We start from the raw sequence: 16367 nt of genomic DNA on the forward strand, positions 1-16367 counted from the left end.
CGTCGGGCACCTCAATGGCAGCGCATCGGCGGCATGGCCAGTCCATGCCGCCGATGCGCTTCACTTACTTATCCTCTTACTTCGCTTTCCCCGCCTCCTTCACCGCCTCATCCGGCAAGGCAAACGCCACCAGGCTGTCGCCCATCTTCGTGCCCAGCGAACCGTGGCCGCCGGCCATCACCACCACGTACTGCTTGCCCGTCTTGTCGGAGACATAACTCATCGGCGTGGCCTGGCCGCCGGCCGGCAAGCGGGCTTTCCATACAGTTTTGCCGTTGCGCACGTCGTAGCCGCGGATGTAATAGTCGAGCGTGCTGCTGAGGAAAGCCACGCCGCCGCCCGTCGTGCTGATGCCACCCAGGCTGGGCACGCCCAGCGGCAAGGCGATGGGCACGGGGGCACTGTCGCGCGTGGTGCCGTTTTTGTGCATCCACACTTTTTTCATGGTGCGCAGGTCGACGGCGGCGATATAGCCCCACGGCGGCGCCTGGCACGGGAAGCCCAGCGGCGACAGGAAGGGCTTGATTTCCACGGCAAACGGCACGCCCGTCTGCGGCTGCAAGCCCATTTCCGTGCCCGTGCCGCCCGGCGCATTGGCTTGCGCGCGCGGCACCAGGCGCTCGAGGAAGCCCATGTAGTCGGGGTTCACCAGCAGCAGCTGGCGCACGGGATCGACGGCCGCCCCGCCCCACTCGAAGATGCCCAGCGGGCCGGGCGAAATGATGGCACCCTTGATCTTGCCTTCGGCCACCGTCTGCGGCGTGAACGGCCCTTCGTAGCGGTGCTGGCGGAAGATGATGCGGCACGCGAGCTGGTCGAACGGTGTCGTGCCCCACATGTCCGTTTCGCTGATGTGCTTCTCGGGCAGGAACGTGAGCGCCGAGAACGGCTGCGTGGGCGAGAGGCGGTCGCCAGGGGCCGCGTTGGCGGTCAGCACGGGTTTTTCCGGCGCCGGCACGACCAGGCTGCCGTCGCGCCGGTCGATCACATAGATGTCGCCCCGTTTCGTCGTGGCGACCACGGACGGCACCTTGCCTTTCGGCGTATCGATGTCGACCAGGGTCGGCTGGCCGCCGATATCCATGTCCCAGATATCGTGGTGCACGGTCTGGTAGACCCAGCGCACCTTGCCTGTCGCCAGGTCCAGCGCGACGATGGCGCTATTGTATTTCTCGCCATGCGGATTGCGGTTACCGCCCCACGTGTCGGGCGTTTCATTGCCCATCGGGATGTACACCATGCCCAGCTTTTCATCGACGCTGGAGACGCCCCAGGAATTCGGTGAATTGTTGGTGTAGGTCTTGCCATCGGCAATCGGCGCCGTGTCGTCGGGGTTCGAGGCATCCCAGTTCCACATCAGCTTGCCAGTGACGGGGTCGTAGCCGCGAATCACGCCCGACGGCTCTTCCGTGGAAAAATTGTCGGTCACGCTGGCGGCCATCACCACCACGTTTTGCGCCACGGCCGGCGGCGAGGTAGGCATCAAAAAGCCCCGCTTCTTCATGCCCATGCCGTGGTACAGGCCGATCACGCCGTTTTCGCCAAAGCTTTTGCACGCTGCGCCCGTATCGGCATTGACGGCGATCAGGGTCGCATCCATGGTCGGCGCGAAGATGCGGCGCGGACACTCCATGCCGGCCGCCTCGGGCGCAGGGTCGCCCTTGGCGCGGCCCGCGTTGACGTCCCAGTAGGCCACGCCGCGGCAGATCATGTGCTGGTAGCTCGACGCGTCGCGGTTGATCTTCGGATCGTGGCGCCACAGCTCCTTGCCCGTGTCCGGATCGAGCGCGATGACGATGTTATGCGGCGTGCACAGGTACAACATGCCGTTCACTTTCAGCGGCGTGACTTCGTTGGCGATCTCGCCCGGGTCGTTCGGTCCCTTGAAGTCGCCCGTGTGGTACACCCACGCCTGTTTCAGCTGCGCCGCGTTGGCCGGCGTGATCTGCGCGGCCGGCGCATAGCGGTCGCCATAGCCGGAACGGCCATACGCGGCCCAGTCATTGGGCGCCACGCCCGGCGCGAAATCGCCTTGCGGCGCGGCCGCCATGTTCTCGGCCGGCACTTCGCCATGCAAGGTGTAATAGTCCTGGAACAGGGAAAAGATACCCACGGCGGCCGTCAGCACCACGGCCGCCGTCAGGGCGCTCTTGCCCGCGTCGCGCGGTTTGGCCCCGGCCGTCAAGGGCGGATCGAGGCGGCGGTCGACGAACGGCAGCAGCAGCCAGACGGCGGCGGCGAACCAGATATCGAGGCGCGGCAGCAATTGCCACCAGTCGAACTTCACTTCGATGACGGACCAGATCAGGGTACCGAACAGCAGCAGCGCGAGAAACAGCTGGGCGCTGCGCCGCCCCTTCCACACGAGCGCGCCCGCGACGAGCATGCCGATGCCGGCCACCACGTAATACCAGGAACCGCCGAGGCTGACGAGCCAGGCGCCGCCGCCGGCAAGCGCCAGGCCCAGCAAGATGAAGATGACTGCGGTGATGACAAGCAAGGGTCCAGGCCGGGCAGAGGCAGTCATGATGCTCCTTTACAAGAGTCAGTCGGCGGCACGCGATTGCGCACCGTATTTGATTGCAATCAAGCAAATTGCATTTTTTCACCAATCGGCAAAGCGTGCCACACGCGAGAACGGGCGCCGCGTGCCGTGTGGCTTTTTATACACGAGCTGACCGTCGAGCCAGCTACAGCAGTACGATTTTGATGAAAATCATTAAATAAAATAAATTAACAACAAATTTCTCGAATAAAACGAATTTTTATCGTAAAATGAAAAAAACAGCGAAACCAACCACTTTTTCTTGCATTTCACTTCACTGGAGCGGCGCCCATCATGACCATCGCTAAACGGCTGTACGCATTGATTCTTTCCGTCGTCCTCGGACTGGCCGCTCTGGCGGGTTTTGGCATCTACCAGATGGACCGCGTGTACACGGCGGCCAGCTATGCCACCGTCAACACAGTGCCCAGCCTGCTGACCTTGAACCAGGCTTTCGTGCCGTTCGCGCAGATGCGCACGGCCGTCTGGCAGCACATGGCCAGCAAGGATGCGGCCGGGCGCGACAAGCTCGAAGCGGGCATCAGGGAAGCGCGCGCGGCGGTGGGCAAGGCGCTCGACCAGTATGAAAAAGACGATGTCACCGACGAGCAGGACCGCGCGCTGCTGGCCGCCGACCGTGCCGTGCTGGCGCGCTACGACACGGTGCGCGACAAGGTGCTGGCGCTGTCGAAGGCGGGCGAAGTGGACGCGGCACGCGACTTGCTGATGGAAAACCAGCCCATCATCAAGGAACTGGTCGACGCCCTCGCCGCCCACCACCGCTACAACGAAAACGTGTCCGCCAAGGGCGCGGCCGATGGCGCCGCCGCCGCCGCCAACGCGCGCTGGATTTCCATCGGCCTGGCCCTGGCCGTGACGGCGCTGGTGGCCGGCATGGGTCTGCTGCTGGCGCGGCGCATCGCCGCTTCGCTGGCCAGCGCCATCGACGTGGCCCGCACCATCGCGGGCGGCGACCTCAGCGTGCAAGTGAACACCGCGTCAAACGACGAGGTGGGCCAGCTGATGAAGGCCATGGCGGACATGAGCGCGAGCCTGGTACGCATCGTGGCCGAAGTGCGTTCCGGCACGGACAGCATCAGCACGGCATCGGGCCAGATCGCGGCCGGCAACCTGGACCTGTCGGCGCGCACGGAGCAGCAGGCCGGCTCGCTGGAAGAAACCGCCTCGGCCATGGAAGAACTGACGGCCACCGTGCGGCAAAACGCGGACAACGCCCGCCAGGCCAAGCAAATGGCCGTCAGCGCCTCGGACAAGGCGCAGCGGGGCGGAGCAGTCATGGACGACGTGATACGCACCATGGAAGCGATCGACAGCTCGTCCAACAAGATCGCCGACATCATCAGCGTCATCGACGGCATCGCCTTCCAGACCAATATCCTGGCCCTGAATGCGGCCGTGGAAGCGGCACGCGCCGGGGAACAAGGGCGCGGCTTTGCCGTCGTGGCCACGGAAGTGCGCAACCTGGCGCACCGTTCGGCGGCCGCCGCCAAGGAAATCAAGGTACTGATCGGCGATTCCGTGGAACAGGTCGAACAAGGCGGCAAGCTGGTGCGGCAGGCCGGCGCGGCCATGACGGAAGTGGTCGACACGGCACGCGGCGTCACCGACATCGTCAGCGAAATCTCGGCCGCCAGCGCGGAACAAAGCACGGGCATCGAGGAAATCAACCGCGCCGTCACGCAGATGGATGAAGCCACGCAGCAGAATGCTGCCCTGGTCGAGGAAGCGGCGGCCGCATCGCAATCGCTGCAGGAGCAGGCGGCCAGGCTCGCTGGCGTGGTGGGCGCCTTCAAGCTGGCGCCAGGACAGGCCGGCGCGGCGCCGCAAGCGCCAGCCGCGCGGCGGCCCGCACAGCACAAGGCGGCGCTCAAGCTGGTCGCCACGCGGCCCGCAGGCCAGGCCAGAGCCGCGGCACCGGCCACCGCCGACGCGGGCGACTGGGACGTCTTTTAGGTCCGCCATCACGCAGCATCACTTGCCTAGATAGCATTCATTGGAGCACAGTCATGAACACCCTCTTCGCCATCCCCCCCTTCCTTCGCTGCGAAGACCTGTCGCTGATGCGCACGGCGCTGGCCCTGGCCGGCCTGGTGTTGCTGCTGGCCGCCCTGCTCTGGCGCCGTACCCGCGGGCGCCAGGCCGGCCGCGCGGCACCGGCCGATCTGCATGCACTGTTGCAGATGCGCAAAATGGTCCCGCCGGCCAAGGTGGCGGACAGCACACCGCCACCACCAGCGTCCAGGGCGCCGGACACGCCGCCGTTCGACGCGGCCCGGCTGGACGCCATGTTCGGCTACGACCGGCGCCTGCAGGGCGAGATTCTGGCCCTGTTCGTGGCCGAGACGCGCGACCGCCTGGCCGGCATCGCCCATGCGCTGCGCTGCGAACGGACCGCGCCGGCGCGCGTGCTGGCGCAGGAAATCCTCGACGGCAGCCAGTCCATGGGCCTGCTCCCGCTGCAGGCGCTGGCGCGCCAGGCCGTGCACGCGGGATTTTCCAACGATATCGGCGCGCTGCGCCGCCTGCATGCGGAACTGCTGATGGCGCTCGACGCGCTGTCGCAGGCCGTCACGGTCCTGCAGACGGCGGGCGCGGCGCAAGCCGATGACCGCAGCGGCGTCGGGAGCCGGCCATGAGCGCGCATATCGACCTGGCGCACCTGCCCGGCGGCGCCATCCTGCCTTCGCCCGCCGGGCGTTGCCACTGGCTGGCAAACTTGTGCGAGCAGCAGGTATCGCTCGATGAGCTGGCGGAACAACTGGGCTGCGATCCCGCCCTGACGGGCAAGGTCATCGGCCTGGCGAATGCGGGCGTACCGCCGGGCGAGCGCACGCATGCGGCGGTCAGCGCGGCGATGCTGGCCGCGATCGGCCTGCCCTCCCTGCGCCAGGCATTCGCCGCGCCGGCCCTGCCGGCGGCCACGTGCGCGCACTTCGACGCGCAGCGCTACTGGTCGCACGCGCTGGCCATGGCGTGCGCCGCCCGCGTGGCCGGCGACGCGCTGCAGCTGGCGCCGGCCGATGAGCTGTACAGTTGCGGCTTGCTGGCCAACTGCGGCCAGCTGGCCCTGGCCACCTGGCATCCGCAGGAATATGGAGAACTGCTGGGCCAGTACGGCAATGGCGCCAGGGCCCGGCTGCTGTGCGCGGAGTCGCAGCGCTTCGGCCGCCACCAGTTGGCGCTGTCGGCCATGCTCATGCGGGGCTGGGGCATGCCGGACATCCTGTGCGACGCCGTGCGCTGCCATGCCGCGCCGCCCGGCTTCGGGCGGGCCGGGCGCATGACGGACCTGGCCTGGCTGCTGAAGCTGGCCAGTGGCTTCGCCGACCTGATATTGCGCAACGGCGCGGGGCCGCGCGGACCGGTCCTGGCCGCCGCGCGGGTACTGGGCCTGGACAGAAACGACATGGAAACCCTGCTGCGCCACAGCAGCGCCGAGTGCAGCGAACGGCGCGATCTCCTGGAACCGCAGACGCATATTGCCCCCGGCCGCACGCGCACGCGAGTCCGGCCCGCCGCACGCGAAGTTTTTAGTGAATTCATATAATTCGTTGAAATTGATTTTTTGAGCCCGATTGCGTATCATTCCCTTCAACTACATCCGCGACCATAAAGCCCATCATGCACACTGCAGACGTTTGCACTACCCAAAAGGCCGCTGAAATCCTCGGCATCTCGGTCACCTCGGTGCAGCAACTGGTCGAGGCCGGCGTGATCGAAGCCTGGAAGACCAAGGGCGGCCACCGGCGCATTCCCCTCGCGGCCGTCGAAGCCTACAAGGGCAATCCCGGCCAGCCGGGCCAGGACCAGCGCGCGGCACGGGCCAACCGCCCCGTCCCATCGGGCCGTCCACCGTCCATCCTCGTGATCGAGGACAATCCCATCGAACGCGCGCTGTATGAAAAACAGATCGGTTCATGGGGCTTGCAGGCGGACTTGCGCTTTTGCGAGAACGGCTACCAGGCGCTGATGGAAATCGCCCGCGATCAGCCCGACATCCTGCTGGCCGACATCGTCATGGAAGGCATCGACGGCTACGAAGTGATCCGTACCATCCTGGCCGACCCGTTGCTGGCGGACATGCACATCGCCATGCTGTCGAGCCTGACGCAGGAAGAGCTGGGAGAACGGGGCGGCGTGCCGCCCGGCGTGGTGTTCTTTGCCAAGCCCGTCAATTACGACGAACTGCGCGGCTATCTGCGCGCCTGCTGCGCCGGCCATGCGCGGCGCAACAGCCTGGCCGCCTAGCGCGTCACCTTCCCGCCACCGCTTTCCCCTCGCCACGGAGCCGTCATGCCAGCCTATCGCCACATCGATCCTGCCGTGCTGTTCCACGCCACCGGCCACGACCTGGAGATGTTCCGCGCCCTGTCGCAGACCTACCTCGACACGTCGCCGGCCATGTTTGCGCGCGTCGAGCAGGCCGTGCGCGGCGGCGCGGCGCAAGCCATCGTGCATAGCTGCCATACCTTGCGCGGCACCGTGGCCCTGCTGGGCGCCGGCGCCCTGGTGGCGCGCCTGGCGGCACTCGAGCAGCTGGTGCGCCATCAAGGTGCGGCGGCAGCGGACTGGCTGACCGAAACGGCGGCGCTGCTCGGCGCGGTGGAGCAGGAGGTTCGCCGCAGCATGCTTGAATACACGGGCACGCAGGAATGAACGCGCGCCAGGCCGTCCTGCGCCTGGTGCACCGCTACCGGCCGCGCACCATGACGACCGTCGTGGGCCTGGTGCTGGTGGGCCTGCTGGCGCTGCGCATTGCCGTCTCCGGCGTGCTGCTGCACCGCGAAGCCGTCGATGACTGGAAACAGGACCTGTCGAACCTGTCGCTGCTGCTGGCGGAAAACACGGCGCAGAGCATGACGGCGGCCCGGTTGGTGCTCGACAGCGTCAGCAACGAGATCGAGGCCGCCGCCCCCGCGGACGCGCAGGCGCTGGCCGCCGCCGTCGGTACCCAGGCCATGCACCAGACGCTGCGGCACAAGATCGGCGGCGTGCCGCAAGTGGACGTCGTATCGATCGTCGGCAGCGACGCCAGCGTGCTGGCCTTCAGCCGCGCCTTTCCCGCGCCGTCCATCCGCCTCGGCGAGCGCGATTACTTCGAGTATCACCGGCGCCACCCGAACGGCGGCATGCACGTCAGCGCGCCCGTGCAAAACAAGGGCAATGGCGCCTGGACCTTCTATATCAGCCGGCGCATCAGCGGACCGGACGGCCGCTTCCTGGGCGTGGTGCTGGTCGGCCTGTCATGCGACTTCTTCAGCAAATTCTTCCAGAGCACCAGCATCGGCGAACACACGGCCTTTTCCCTGTACCGCAGCGACTACACGCTGCTGGCCCGCTGGCCGGCCGTGCCCGAGATGATGGGCAAGCGCAACCTGACGGGCAGCACCTACCGCCTGCTGGAACAGGGCAAGAGCGATGGCGTGCTGCAGGTGGACACGCCGCGCGCGGCTGACCAGGGACGCACGGTCGACCGCCTGGCCGGCATCCGGCTGGTGCGCGACTATCCGCTGGCCGTCAACGTGACCGTCACGGACGCGGTGTATCTGGCGGCCTGGCGGCGCATGCTGCGCACCATGGGCGGGGCGGCCGTGGTCAGCCTGCTCGTGCTGGCCGGGGCCATCGCGCTGATCCTGGCCCTGCTGCGGCGCCAGGAGCGCGACGCGGCCATGGCGCTGGCGCTGCAAACGCGCGCGGAAGCGGCGAATGCCGCCAAGTCGCGCTTCCTGGCCGTCATGAGCCACGAGATCCGCACGCCGATGGCGGGCATCGCCGGCATGGCCGAACTGCTGCAGGACACCGCGCTCGATGCGTCGCAGCGGCAGCATGCGCAGCGCATCGGCGATGGCGTGCAGCACCTGATGCGCATCCTGAACGATATCCTCGACCTGTCCAAGATCGAGGCAGGCCAGATGGGCATCGAGCTGCGCGACTTCGACCCGCGCCTGCTGCTCGACGACGTGCTGGCGCTGCACCGCCCGCAGGCCGATAGCAAACAGCTGTTCCTGGTCAGCGAAATCGGCAACAGCGTGCCGCCGCTGATCTGCTCGGACCGCACGCGCCTCGCGCAAATCCTCGGCAACCTGCTCAGCAATGCCATCAAGTTCACGCCCTCCGGCACGGTGACAGTGCGCCTGCACCTGGAACCGGCCACGCCGGACGGCGCCAGCGCCTGCCTCGTCGCCATGGTCAGCGACCAGGGCATCGGCATGACGGGGCAGCAGCTGAGCCGCATCTTCGAGCCGTTTTGCCAGGCCGACGACAGCATCAGCGGCGCCTATGGCGGCACGGGGCTGGGCCTGACCATCTGCAAGCACCTGGTGGCACTGCTGGGCGGCGAGATTTTCTGCAGCAGCGCGCCCGGCGCCGGTTCCCGCTTCACCGTGCGCATCCCCTGCATGCCGGCGCAGGCGCCGGAGCCGGAGCCGGAACCAGCGCTAGTGCCGCCATCGGAACCGGCCGCCCCGCCCGCCACAGCCTCGGAAGGGGGCGCGCGCATCCTGCTGGTCGAGGACACGGCGCTGAACCGCCAGCTGGTGTGCCTGCAGCTGGGCGCGCGCGGCTACCGCATCGACACGGCGGAAAACGGCGAGCTGGGCTTGCGGGCGCTGGCCGAGCAGCAGTACGACCTGGTCCTGATGGACTGCATGATGCCCGTCATGGACGGCTACCAGGCGTGCCGGGCCCTGCGCGCCCGCGAAGCGGCCAGCGGCGCGCCGCGCCTGCCCGTCATCGCCCTCACGGCCGGCGTCACCGAGGACGACCGTCAGCGCTGCATGGCGGCCGGCATGGACGATTATCTGTCCAAGCCGTTTACGGCCGCCCAGCTGCGCGAAATGGTCGACCGCTGGCTGACGCGCCAGGCGGCGATACGCGAAGTAACCCCCAATAAATTATTGTAATTTCTGACTTCCATAACCGGCGCTGTGCTGTGTTGCCCGCAGCTAGCAGTGCTCGCACTGCGTCACTGCAGGCGCCTTGCACAGCATCCGGTTCTGTTCGTCATAAATTCACAATAATTTCCCGAGGATTACTTAGCCGCCCGGGCCGCGCACAAAACAACACTTTTCCTCGATAAATCATTTTAATCGTTAAAATCAATTATATTCGCTATAATTGATAAAACGACGCGCCAGCGACGCCGGGCATCCTCGCACAACGGCACAACTGGCGGACCTTGCGGAGGCGGCATGCGGCAGCACAGATACTGGAAGGCCATGGCCTGGGAGCGTTGGGAGCGTTGGGATACGCGCACCCTGCTGTCGCTCTTCATGGCCGTGCTGCTGGCGGGCTTGTGGGGCATCACCATGCTGCAACTGCGGCACGCCTACGACGCCGCCGTCGCCGGCGCCGGGCGCGATGCGCGCAGCATGGCGCGCGTCTTTGACGAACACGCAATCCGCACGATCGAGGCGGCGGATCAGGCGGTCACGTATTTGCGCAGCCGCTACCAGGCGCTGGGCAGCCGCCTCGACATCGTGGCCGATCTGCGGCAAGGCCTCAATCCCGGCCCCCTGTACAACCTGTTTACCATCGTCGACGAACAGGGCGACATGGTGCTGTCGAGCCGCCCTTTTCAGCCCACCAACCTGGCCGACCGAGAGCACATCCGGGTACACATGCAGCGCGACAGCGGCGAACTGTATATCAGCAAGCCGGTGCTGGGCCGCGTGTCGAAAAAATGGTCGATCCAGATGACGCGCCGCATCAACCATGCCGATGGCCGCTTCAAGGGCGTGGTGGTGGTCTCGATGGACCCGTATTACTTTACCCGCCTGTACGACGAAGTCGACCTGGGCGACAACAGCTCCACCGAACTGGTCGGCAACGACGGCGTGGTGCGCGCGCGCCGGGTCGGCGCCGTCGACACCATCGGCCAGGATATCGGCGGCAGCAAGGTATTTTCTCTGATGCAAGGTAAAACGCGGGGCGGCTTCACCGAACGCAGTCCCGTCGACGGCGTCCTACGCTTTTACGCGTTCGAAAAACTAGCCGGCTACCCGCTGTACATGCTGGTCGGGCTGGACCGCGACACGGTATTGGCCGACTACGTCTCGCGCCGCGACCAGGCCTTGCTGATGGCGGCCATCACGAGCGCCCTGATCGTGCTGTCGTGGGCCGCGCTGGTGCTGCTGATCGGCCGCCTGGTCGACAGCCGCGCCAGGGCCATCGCCGCCAGCGAGGCGAAGTCGCGCTTCCTGTCGAACATGTCGCATGAATTGCGCACGCCCCTGAACGGCATCCTCGGCTTTTCCGAGCTGCTGCTGGAGCAGCTGCGCCAGCCGGAACAGGCCGCCTACGCGCAGACGATACAGGACAGCGGCCGCCAGTTGCTGGCCATGGTCGAGGCGGCGATGGAATTGAGCGCGCTCGAACAAGACCAGGTAAGGCTGCAGTCCAGCGCCGCGCCATTGGACCAGCTGCTGGAACTGGCGCTGGCGCCGCACCGGCCGCGCGCGGCCCACAAGGGCTTGCAGCTGGCCGCGCACGTGGCACCCGCCACGCCGCCGAGCATCGATTGCGACCGCGTGCGCCTCGTGCGCGTGCTCGATATCCTGCTCGATAACGCCATCCGCTACACGGCTGCGGGCCGGGTCGACGTGCACGTCATGCACAGCGGCGCGGACCTGCAGATCGAAGTGCGCGATACGGGTATCGGCATCGCGCAGGCGCAGCAGGGCGTCATCTTCGACAAATTCTCGCAGGCGGACGACTCGCCGAGCCGCGCCCATGACGGCGCAGGCATGGGCCTGGCCATCGCGCGCCAGCTCGCCGTGCTGATGGGCGGCAGCATCGGCGTGGCATCCGCGCCGGGCCAGGGTGCCGTCTTCCGCCTGCACCTGCCCCTGTCCCTTGGGGGCAAATTGGCCACACTATCACATGCATAGTTGTGCGCAAAAGTTGTTCTCAATCCATATCGGGTATAGCATCGCCACATGACCTATCACACAGATGCGGCGGCGGTGCGCAGACAATGGATCGAATGGCTGTTCTTGCTCCTCGGGCTGCTCATCGTCGCTGCCGCCCTCGCCTATGCGCATCTGGCCGAGGCGGCGCGCCACGACGCGGCCGAACGCGAGCGCCTGAGCGTGCTGACGGCGCTGCTGGCAAAAAATATCGAAGTCGACCTGGAGGCAACCAACCTGGTGCTGGGCGGCGTGATCCGCGACTATCTGGCCGCCGGCACGGCACCGGACGCCGGGCAAGCGCTGCCCCGACGCCTGGCCGCGCTGGTCGACGCCATGCCTGGCGTGCGCACCATGCTGGTCATCGATGCGCAAGGCAAGCCGGTCGCCACCAACATCGCGGAACTGGCGGACCAGGATTTTTCGCGCCGCGGCTACTTCCAGACGGCGCGCGACGCCCCCGATGCGCGCATGCTGTACATCTCGGCGCCCTTCCATACCTTCAAGGGCGACCTGGTCATCACGGCGTCGCGCATGGTGCAGGACAAGCAAGGCCGCTTTGCCGGCGTGGTGGTGGCCACCTTCGCCCCAGAATACTTCACGGCCAAGTTCCGCACCGCCATGTACGCGCCCGACGTCTGGGCCGTGGTCCTGCATGGCGACGGCCGGCAGTTCCTGAATTACCCGGCCAGGACTGCCAATGGCGCCAATATGGACGTCCCCGGCAGCTTCCTGCGGCGCTTGCGCGACAGCGGCTTTCAGGCGGGCGTCCTGAGCGGCGTCGACATTGCCGGCGCCCCCGCCGCCCCCCGCGTCATGGCCATGGCGACCATCGCCCCGCCGGCCCTGCACATGGACCGCGCCCTCATCATCGGCCTGAGCCGCGAAGAAGCGGCCATCGCCGCCCCGCTGCAACGCCAGGCGCTCGGCTACGTCCTTTCCTTTGCCGTGCTGGCGCTGGCCGCGGCCAGCCTGCTGTTCTGGAGCCAGCGGCGGCGCCGGCAGCAGGCCGCCTGGCATGCGGAGCAGGAAACGGAGCGCCAGGCCATGCAAGCCGTGTCCGACAGCGAAACGCGCTTTCGCACCCTGATCGAAGACGCGCCCGTGGCCATCGCCATCCTGCGCCACGGCCGCTTCATCTACTCGAATCCCCGCTACCGCAGGCTGCACGGCTACACGGCGGATGACAATCTGAACGGCCTGCCCTGGTCCGCGATGATTTCCGCGCCATCGCTGGCGGCGCTGGCCGCCAATGAAGCGCTGATCGAGGCGGATTCGCCCAGCGAACAGGTGTTCGAGGCCGTGGGCTTGGGCAAGCAGGGCCTGCCCGTGCCCATGTACAAGACCACCACGCGCGTGGTGCTCAAGGATGGACCGGCGACCCTGATCTTTGCCCAGGATATTTCCACGCAAAAGCAGGCCGAAGAGGCCATGCTGCTGGCGCGCGACGCGGCCGAATCGGCCAACCGCAGCAAGGCGGAATTCCTCGCCAACATGAGCCATGAAATCCGCTCGCCGCTCAACGCCATCCTCGGCATGGCCTGGCTGCTGGAACGCGACGGCCTCGATGGCGAAGCGCTGCTCATGGCGCGCAAGATCCGCGCCGCCGGCCAGTCCCTGCTGGGCATCATCAACGACGTGCTGGACGTATCGAAAATCGAGGCGGGCCACATGACCATCGAACGGGCGCCGTTCCGCCTGGCCGACGTGATCGAAAAGATCGCCGCCAGCATGGGCGTGGCCGCGCATGACAAGCCGATCGAAGTGCGCATCGGGCCGCTGCCCGATGGCGTCGAGCAGGTGATGGGCGACGCGCTGCGGCTGGAACAGGTGCTGGTCAACCTGACCAGCAACGCCATCAAGTTCACCGCGCAAGGCGCGGTCGAGCTGACGAGCGCGCTGGAGAGCCGCGACGGCGACGCCGCGGTGCTGTGTTTCAGCGTGCGCGACACGGGCATCGGCATCGCGCCCGAGGTGCAGGAGGCGATCTTTTCCGCCTTCGCCCAGGCCGACAGCTCCACCACGCGCCGCTTCGGCGGCACGGGCCTGGGCCTGACCATCTGCCGCCAGCTGGTGCGCCTGATGGGCGGCGCCATGCGCCTGACAAGCGTCATGGGCCAGGGCAGCACATTCAGTTTCACGGTGCCGCTAGAGCTGATGCCCGCCAGCGCCCCGTCCTCGCCCGACATGCAGGGCTTGCGCGTCTTGCTGGCCGACGGCAAGGCCGACTCGCGCGCCGCCGTGGCCGCCGTCGCGCAGGGCCTGGGCTGGCGCGTGCATGCCGTCTCCGGCGGCCAGGCGGCGCTCGAGCATGCGCTGGCCTGCGCCGAGGACGCGCGGCCCGGCATCATCGTGCTGGCCGCGCGCATGCCGGACATGGACGGGGAAACCACGGCGCGCGCCCTGCGCGAGCACCTGCCGCCGCAGGATTGCCCCATCGTGATCCTGGCGGCCAGCGGCGCACCGGCGACAGCGCCCGCGCGCCGCCATACGGACCCGGCCAATCCGGCCGATGCCATCCTCAACGAACCGGTGACGGCTTCCAGCCTGTACAACGCGACGATGGAAGCGCGCCAGCGGCGTGCTGAAGCGGCCGGCCTGGACACGGGCCACGCAGCGCTGGGCGCACGCGTGCTGGCCGGCGTGCGCGTGCTGGTGGTCGACGACAGCGACATCAACCGCGACGTGGTCAACCATATCCTGTGCGACCAGGGCGCCCTGCCCTCGTTCGCCTGCGATGGCCAGCAGGCGCTGGACTGGCTGCTGGCCCACCCGTCCGATGTCGACATCGTGCTGATGGATGTGCAGATGCCCGTCATGGATGGCTTGCAGGCGACGCGCGCGCTGCGCCAGCTGCCGCAGTTCCAGGACTTGCCCGTGGTGGCCCTGACGGCCGGGGCGTTCCGGACACAGCGCACGGCGGCGCTGGAAGCGGGCGTGAACCATTTCATCAGCAAACCGTTCGACGTGCCGCAGACCATCGCCCTGATCGCGAGCGCGCACCGGCGCCATGCGCAAGGGCTACCGGCCCTGCCGCCGGCAGCGACCGAAGCGGCGACGCCCTCGCGGGCAGGCGGCGCGGCGCCCGTGATCGACCTGGCGCAAGGGATGGCGCAGTGGCTCGACGAAGCACCCTACCGCCAGCATCTGTCGCACTTCGGCAACACTTACCGCAATACGGTGGGCGCCATGCGCGCGCTGCTGGCGGCCAACGCACGCGGCGACGCCGCCGCGCTGGCGCACAAGCTGGCCGGCGTGGCAGGCAGCCTGGCCCTGCCCGCCACCCTGCAAGCCGCCCAGCAAGCCGAACAGCTGCTGCACGCGGGCGGCGATGCGTCTGCCGCGCTCGATGCCCTGGAACAGGCGCTGGCGCACGCCATCGATGCCGTCGCCGCATTCACGGCACAGACGCCGACGCCCGGCCAGCCGACCATGCCAGAAACACAACATGGCAGCGCATGCCAATGATAGACTTGCCAATATGGAAATTTAGGAGACGCCATGATCTGGTGCAGGGATTTGCTGTTGAGAGCCTTCATGCTGGGCATGCTGCTATTCGTCGTGGGCGAATCGCTGTCCTACTGGGCGCCGGAAATCAAGAAACTGCTGGCCTGGCGCCCGTTCTGACGCCAGGCTAGCCTTCGCGGCCATCCACCCTGGCGCGCCACAAATAAGGCGCATACACGCACGCATACAGGCCAAAGGCCAGCGACCAGCACGCGCCGGCTGCCAGCAGCAGCGGCATGGACAGCGAGGCGGGACCGACGGCAGCCAGCAGGCGCGCCAGCGCGCCAAGCTGGATCAGCCAGTACATCGCCGCTTCCGCCCTGCCGCCCTTGAGCGCACGTCCCGTGTGGCCCAGGGTGGTGCGCGTCATCATGCCGATGATCAGGCCCGCCATCGATCCCACCGTCAGCGCGTGCAAGGCGGCGCTGGCCGGCAGCAGACCCAGGCTGGCAGCCGCCAGCAGCGCAAAGCCGATGCCGATCCACGCATACGACAGGTGCAAAATCCACAGCAGCGGCACGCGCACCGTGCGCTGCGGCTGCCAGGCCAGCAGATTGGCCAGCGATACGCCTGCCGCGCACAAGGCCAGCGGCGCCGTCAGCCAGGCGGGCGCACCGGCCAGCCACGCAATCGCGGCCGCCGCCATGCAGGCCACGGCGACCAGCGCGCGTTTCGGGCTGGCCACCGGCGTGCTGCCAGGTGCGCCATTGCGGGTAAACATGGGAATGACGCGCGCGCCGATCACCGATTCGATCAGCACGATGATGAAGATGGCCGCCTGCACGGGCACAAACAGCGACAGCGGCAGCCAGCCCAGCACGGCCGCGTGGAACAGGCCATTGGCCAGCGCCAGCAAGGCCAGCAGACCGACGAGAAACAGATTGCGCGTATTGCCCGAGCGGCGCAGCACCTGGTACAGGGGCCAGGCGGCCAGCGGCAGGAACAGCCAGTCGATCAGCGCCGGCAGCAGGCCGGGACCGCACAGCATGGCCACGCGTCCCGCCAGCCACAGCCCCGCCAGCGCCATCAGCGGAGCGCCGTGCGGCGTGGGCAAGCCCGTCCAGTTGCGCCCCGCCGTGTAGAGGAAACCGACGACGACGGCCAGCGCGAAGCCGAACACCATTTCATGCATGTGCCATCCCAGGCCCACCTGCAGACCGCCAGGCAGCAGGCCCCCATAGCTGGCCAGCCACAGGGGAATGGCGATGGCCGCAAACACGGCCGCCAGCAGGTAGAACGGGCGGAAGCCCAGTTGCCAGACGGCGTGGCCGGCATGCCAGGGAGCGGCGCCTGCTGTCGTGGAAGGTGGAGAAGGTTCGCTGATCGGGGTGATGGCCATGATGGAGTCGCCTTTAAAGATATATTCAATATACTACTTTAAAAGCGCA

Annotated in this window: 11 protein-coding genes; 9 read left to right on the plus strand and 2 right to left on the minus strand. The window is 67.4% G+C overall.

The window, feature by feature from the left end; genetic code table 11:
- Nucleotides 1-76: 76 nt before the first annotated feature.
- Complete coding sequence (locus AC1Q6X_RS03290) at nt 77-2527, minus strand: membrane-bound PQQ-dependent dehydrogenase, glucose/quinate/shikimate family (protein WP_492495081.1); 2451 nt, start codon at nt 2525-2527, stop codon at nt 77-79.
- 312 nt (nt 2528-2839) lie between these two features.
- On the opposite strand from AC1Q6X_RS03290, the gene AC1Q6X_RS03295 reads away from it, so the two are divergent.
- From AC1Q6X_RS03295 to AC1Q6X_RS03335, 9 genes are all read left to right on the plus strand, one after another.
- Entirely contained in the window at nt 2840-4519 is a 1680-nt protein-coding gene (locus tag AC1Q6X_RS03295; RefSeq protein ID WP_492495083.1) for a methyl-accepting chemotaxis protein, read from the plus strand.
- 53 nt (nt 4520-4572) lie between these two features.
- A complete protein-coding gene (locus AC1Q6X_RS03300; protein ID WP_492495085.1) occupies nt 4573-5202 on the plus strand; it encodes a hypothetical protein in 630 nt (209 codons plus the stop codon).
- Complete coding sequence (locus AC1Q6X_RS03305; RefSeq protein ID WP_070288177.1) at nt 5199-6113, plus strand: HDOD domain-containing protein; 915 nt, start codon at nt 5199-5201, stop codon at nt 6111-6113. Before AC1Q6X_RS03300 ends, AC1Q6X_RS03305 begins: the two co-directional genes overlap by 4 nt.
- A 74-nt stretch (nt 6114-6187) precedes the next feature.
- Complete coding sequence (locus tag AC1Q6X_RS03310) at nt 6188-6814, plus strand: response regulator (RefSeq protein ID WP_070223600.1); 627 nt, start codon at nt 6188-6190, stop codon at nt 6812-6814.
- 45 nt (nt 6815-6859) lie between these two features.
- Nucleotides 6860-7222 carry an Hpt domain-containing protein gene (locus tag AC1Q6X_RS03315; RefSeq protein WP_492495088.1) on the plus strand — a complete coding sequence of 121 codons (363 nt, stop codon included), beginning with the start codon at nt 6860-6862 and terminating at the stop codon, nt 7220-7222.
- Complete coding sequence (locus tag AC1Q6X_RS03320) at nt 7219-9468, plus strand: hybrid sensor histidine kinase/response regulator (protein ID WP_492495090.1); 2250 nt, start codon at nt 7219-7221, stop codon at nt 9466-9468. Before AC1Q6X_RS03315 ends, AC1Q6X_RS03320 begins: the two co-directional genes overlap by 4 nt.
- Nucleotides 9469-9756: 288 nt before the next feature.
- A complete protein-coding gene (locus AC1Q6X_RS03325) occupies nt 9757-11454 on the plus strand; it encodes a sensor histidine kinase (protein ID WP_492495092.1) in 1698 nt (565 codons plus the stop codon).
- A gap of 48 nt (nt 11455-11502) precedes the next feature.
- Nucleotides 11503-14940: a response regulator gene (locus AC1Q6X_RS03330; RefSeq protein WP_492495094.1), complete on the plus strand. Its 3438-nt coding sequence runs from the start codon at nt 11503-11505 to the stop codon at nt 14938-14940.
- Nucleotides 14941-14973: 33 nt separating this feature from the next.
- A complete protein-coding gene (locus AC1Q6X_RS03335) occupies nt 14974-15099 on the plus strand; it encodes a hypothetical protein (protein ID WP_268994148.1) in 126 nt (41 codons plus the stop codon).
- Between the two features lie 7 nt (nt 15100-15106).
- Here the strand turns inward: AC1Q6X_RS03335 and AC1Q6X_RS03340 are convergent, their stop codons facing one another.
- A complete protein-coding gene (locus tag AC1Q6X_RS03340; RefSeq protein WP_492495096.1) occupies nt 15107-16318 on the minus strand; it encodes an NnrS family protein in 1212 nt (403 codons plus the stop codon).
- Nucleotides 16319-16367: the final 49 nt, after the last annotated feature.

The organism is Janthinobacterium sp. GW823-FHT06H09, assembly GCF_058794735.1.

Bases quoted from the DNA above. Each gene is read 5' to 3' on its own strand.
- AC1Q6X_RS03290 (WP_492495081.1), bottom strand. From the start codon at position 2,527: ATGACTGCCTCTGCCCGGCCTGGACCCTTGCTTGTCATCACCGCAGTC.
- AC1Q6X_RS03295 (WP_492495083.1), top strand. From the start codon at position 2,840: ATGACCATCGCTAAACGGCTGTACGCATTGATTCTTTCCGTCGTCCTC.
- AC1Q6X_RS03300 (WP_492495085.1), top strand. From the start codon at position 4,573: ATGAACACCCTCTTCGCCATCCCCCCCTTCCTTCGCTGCGAAGACCTG.
- AC1Q6X_RS03305 (WP_070288177.1), top strand. From the start codon at position 5,199: ATGAGCGCGCATATCGACCTGGCGCACCTGCCCGGCGGCGCCATCCTG.
- AC1Q6X_RS03310 (WP_070223600.1), top strand. From the start codon at position 6,188: ATGCACACTGCAGACGTTTGCACTACCCAAAAGGCCGCTGAAATCCTC.
- AC1Q6X_RS03315 (WP_492495088.1), top strand. From the start codon at position 6,860: ATGCCAGCCTATCGCCACATCGATCCTGCCGTGCTGTTCCACGCCACC.
- AC1Q6X_RS03320 (WP_492495090.1), top strand. From the start codon at position 7,219: ATGAACGCGCGCCAGGCCGTCCTGCGCCTGGTGCACCGCTACCGGCCG.
- AC1Q6X_RS03325 (WP_492495092.1), top strand. From the start codon at position 9,757: ATGCGGCAGCACAGATACTGGAAGGCCATGGCCTGGGAGCGTTGGGAG.
- AC1Q6X_RS03330 (WP_492495094.1), top strand. From the start codon at position 11,503: ATGACCTATCACACAGATGCGGCGGCGGTGCGCAGACAATGGATCGAA.
- AC1Q6X_RS03335 (WP_268994148.1), top strand. From the start codon at position 14,974: ATGATCTGGTGCAGGGATTTGCTGTTGAGAGCCTTCATGCTGGGCATG.
- AC1Q6X_RS03340 (WP_492495096.1), bottom strand. From the start codon at position 16,318: ATGGCCATCACCCCGATCAGCGAACCTTCTCCACCTTCCACGACAGCA.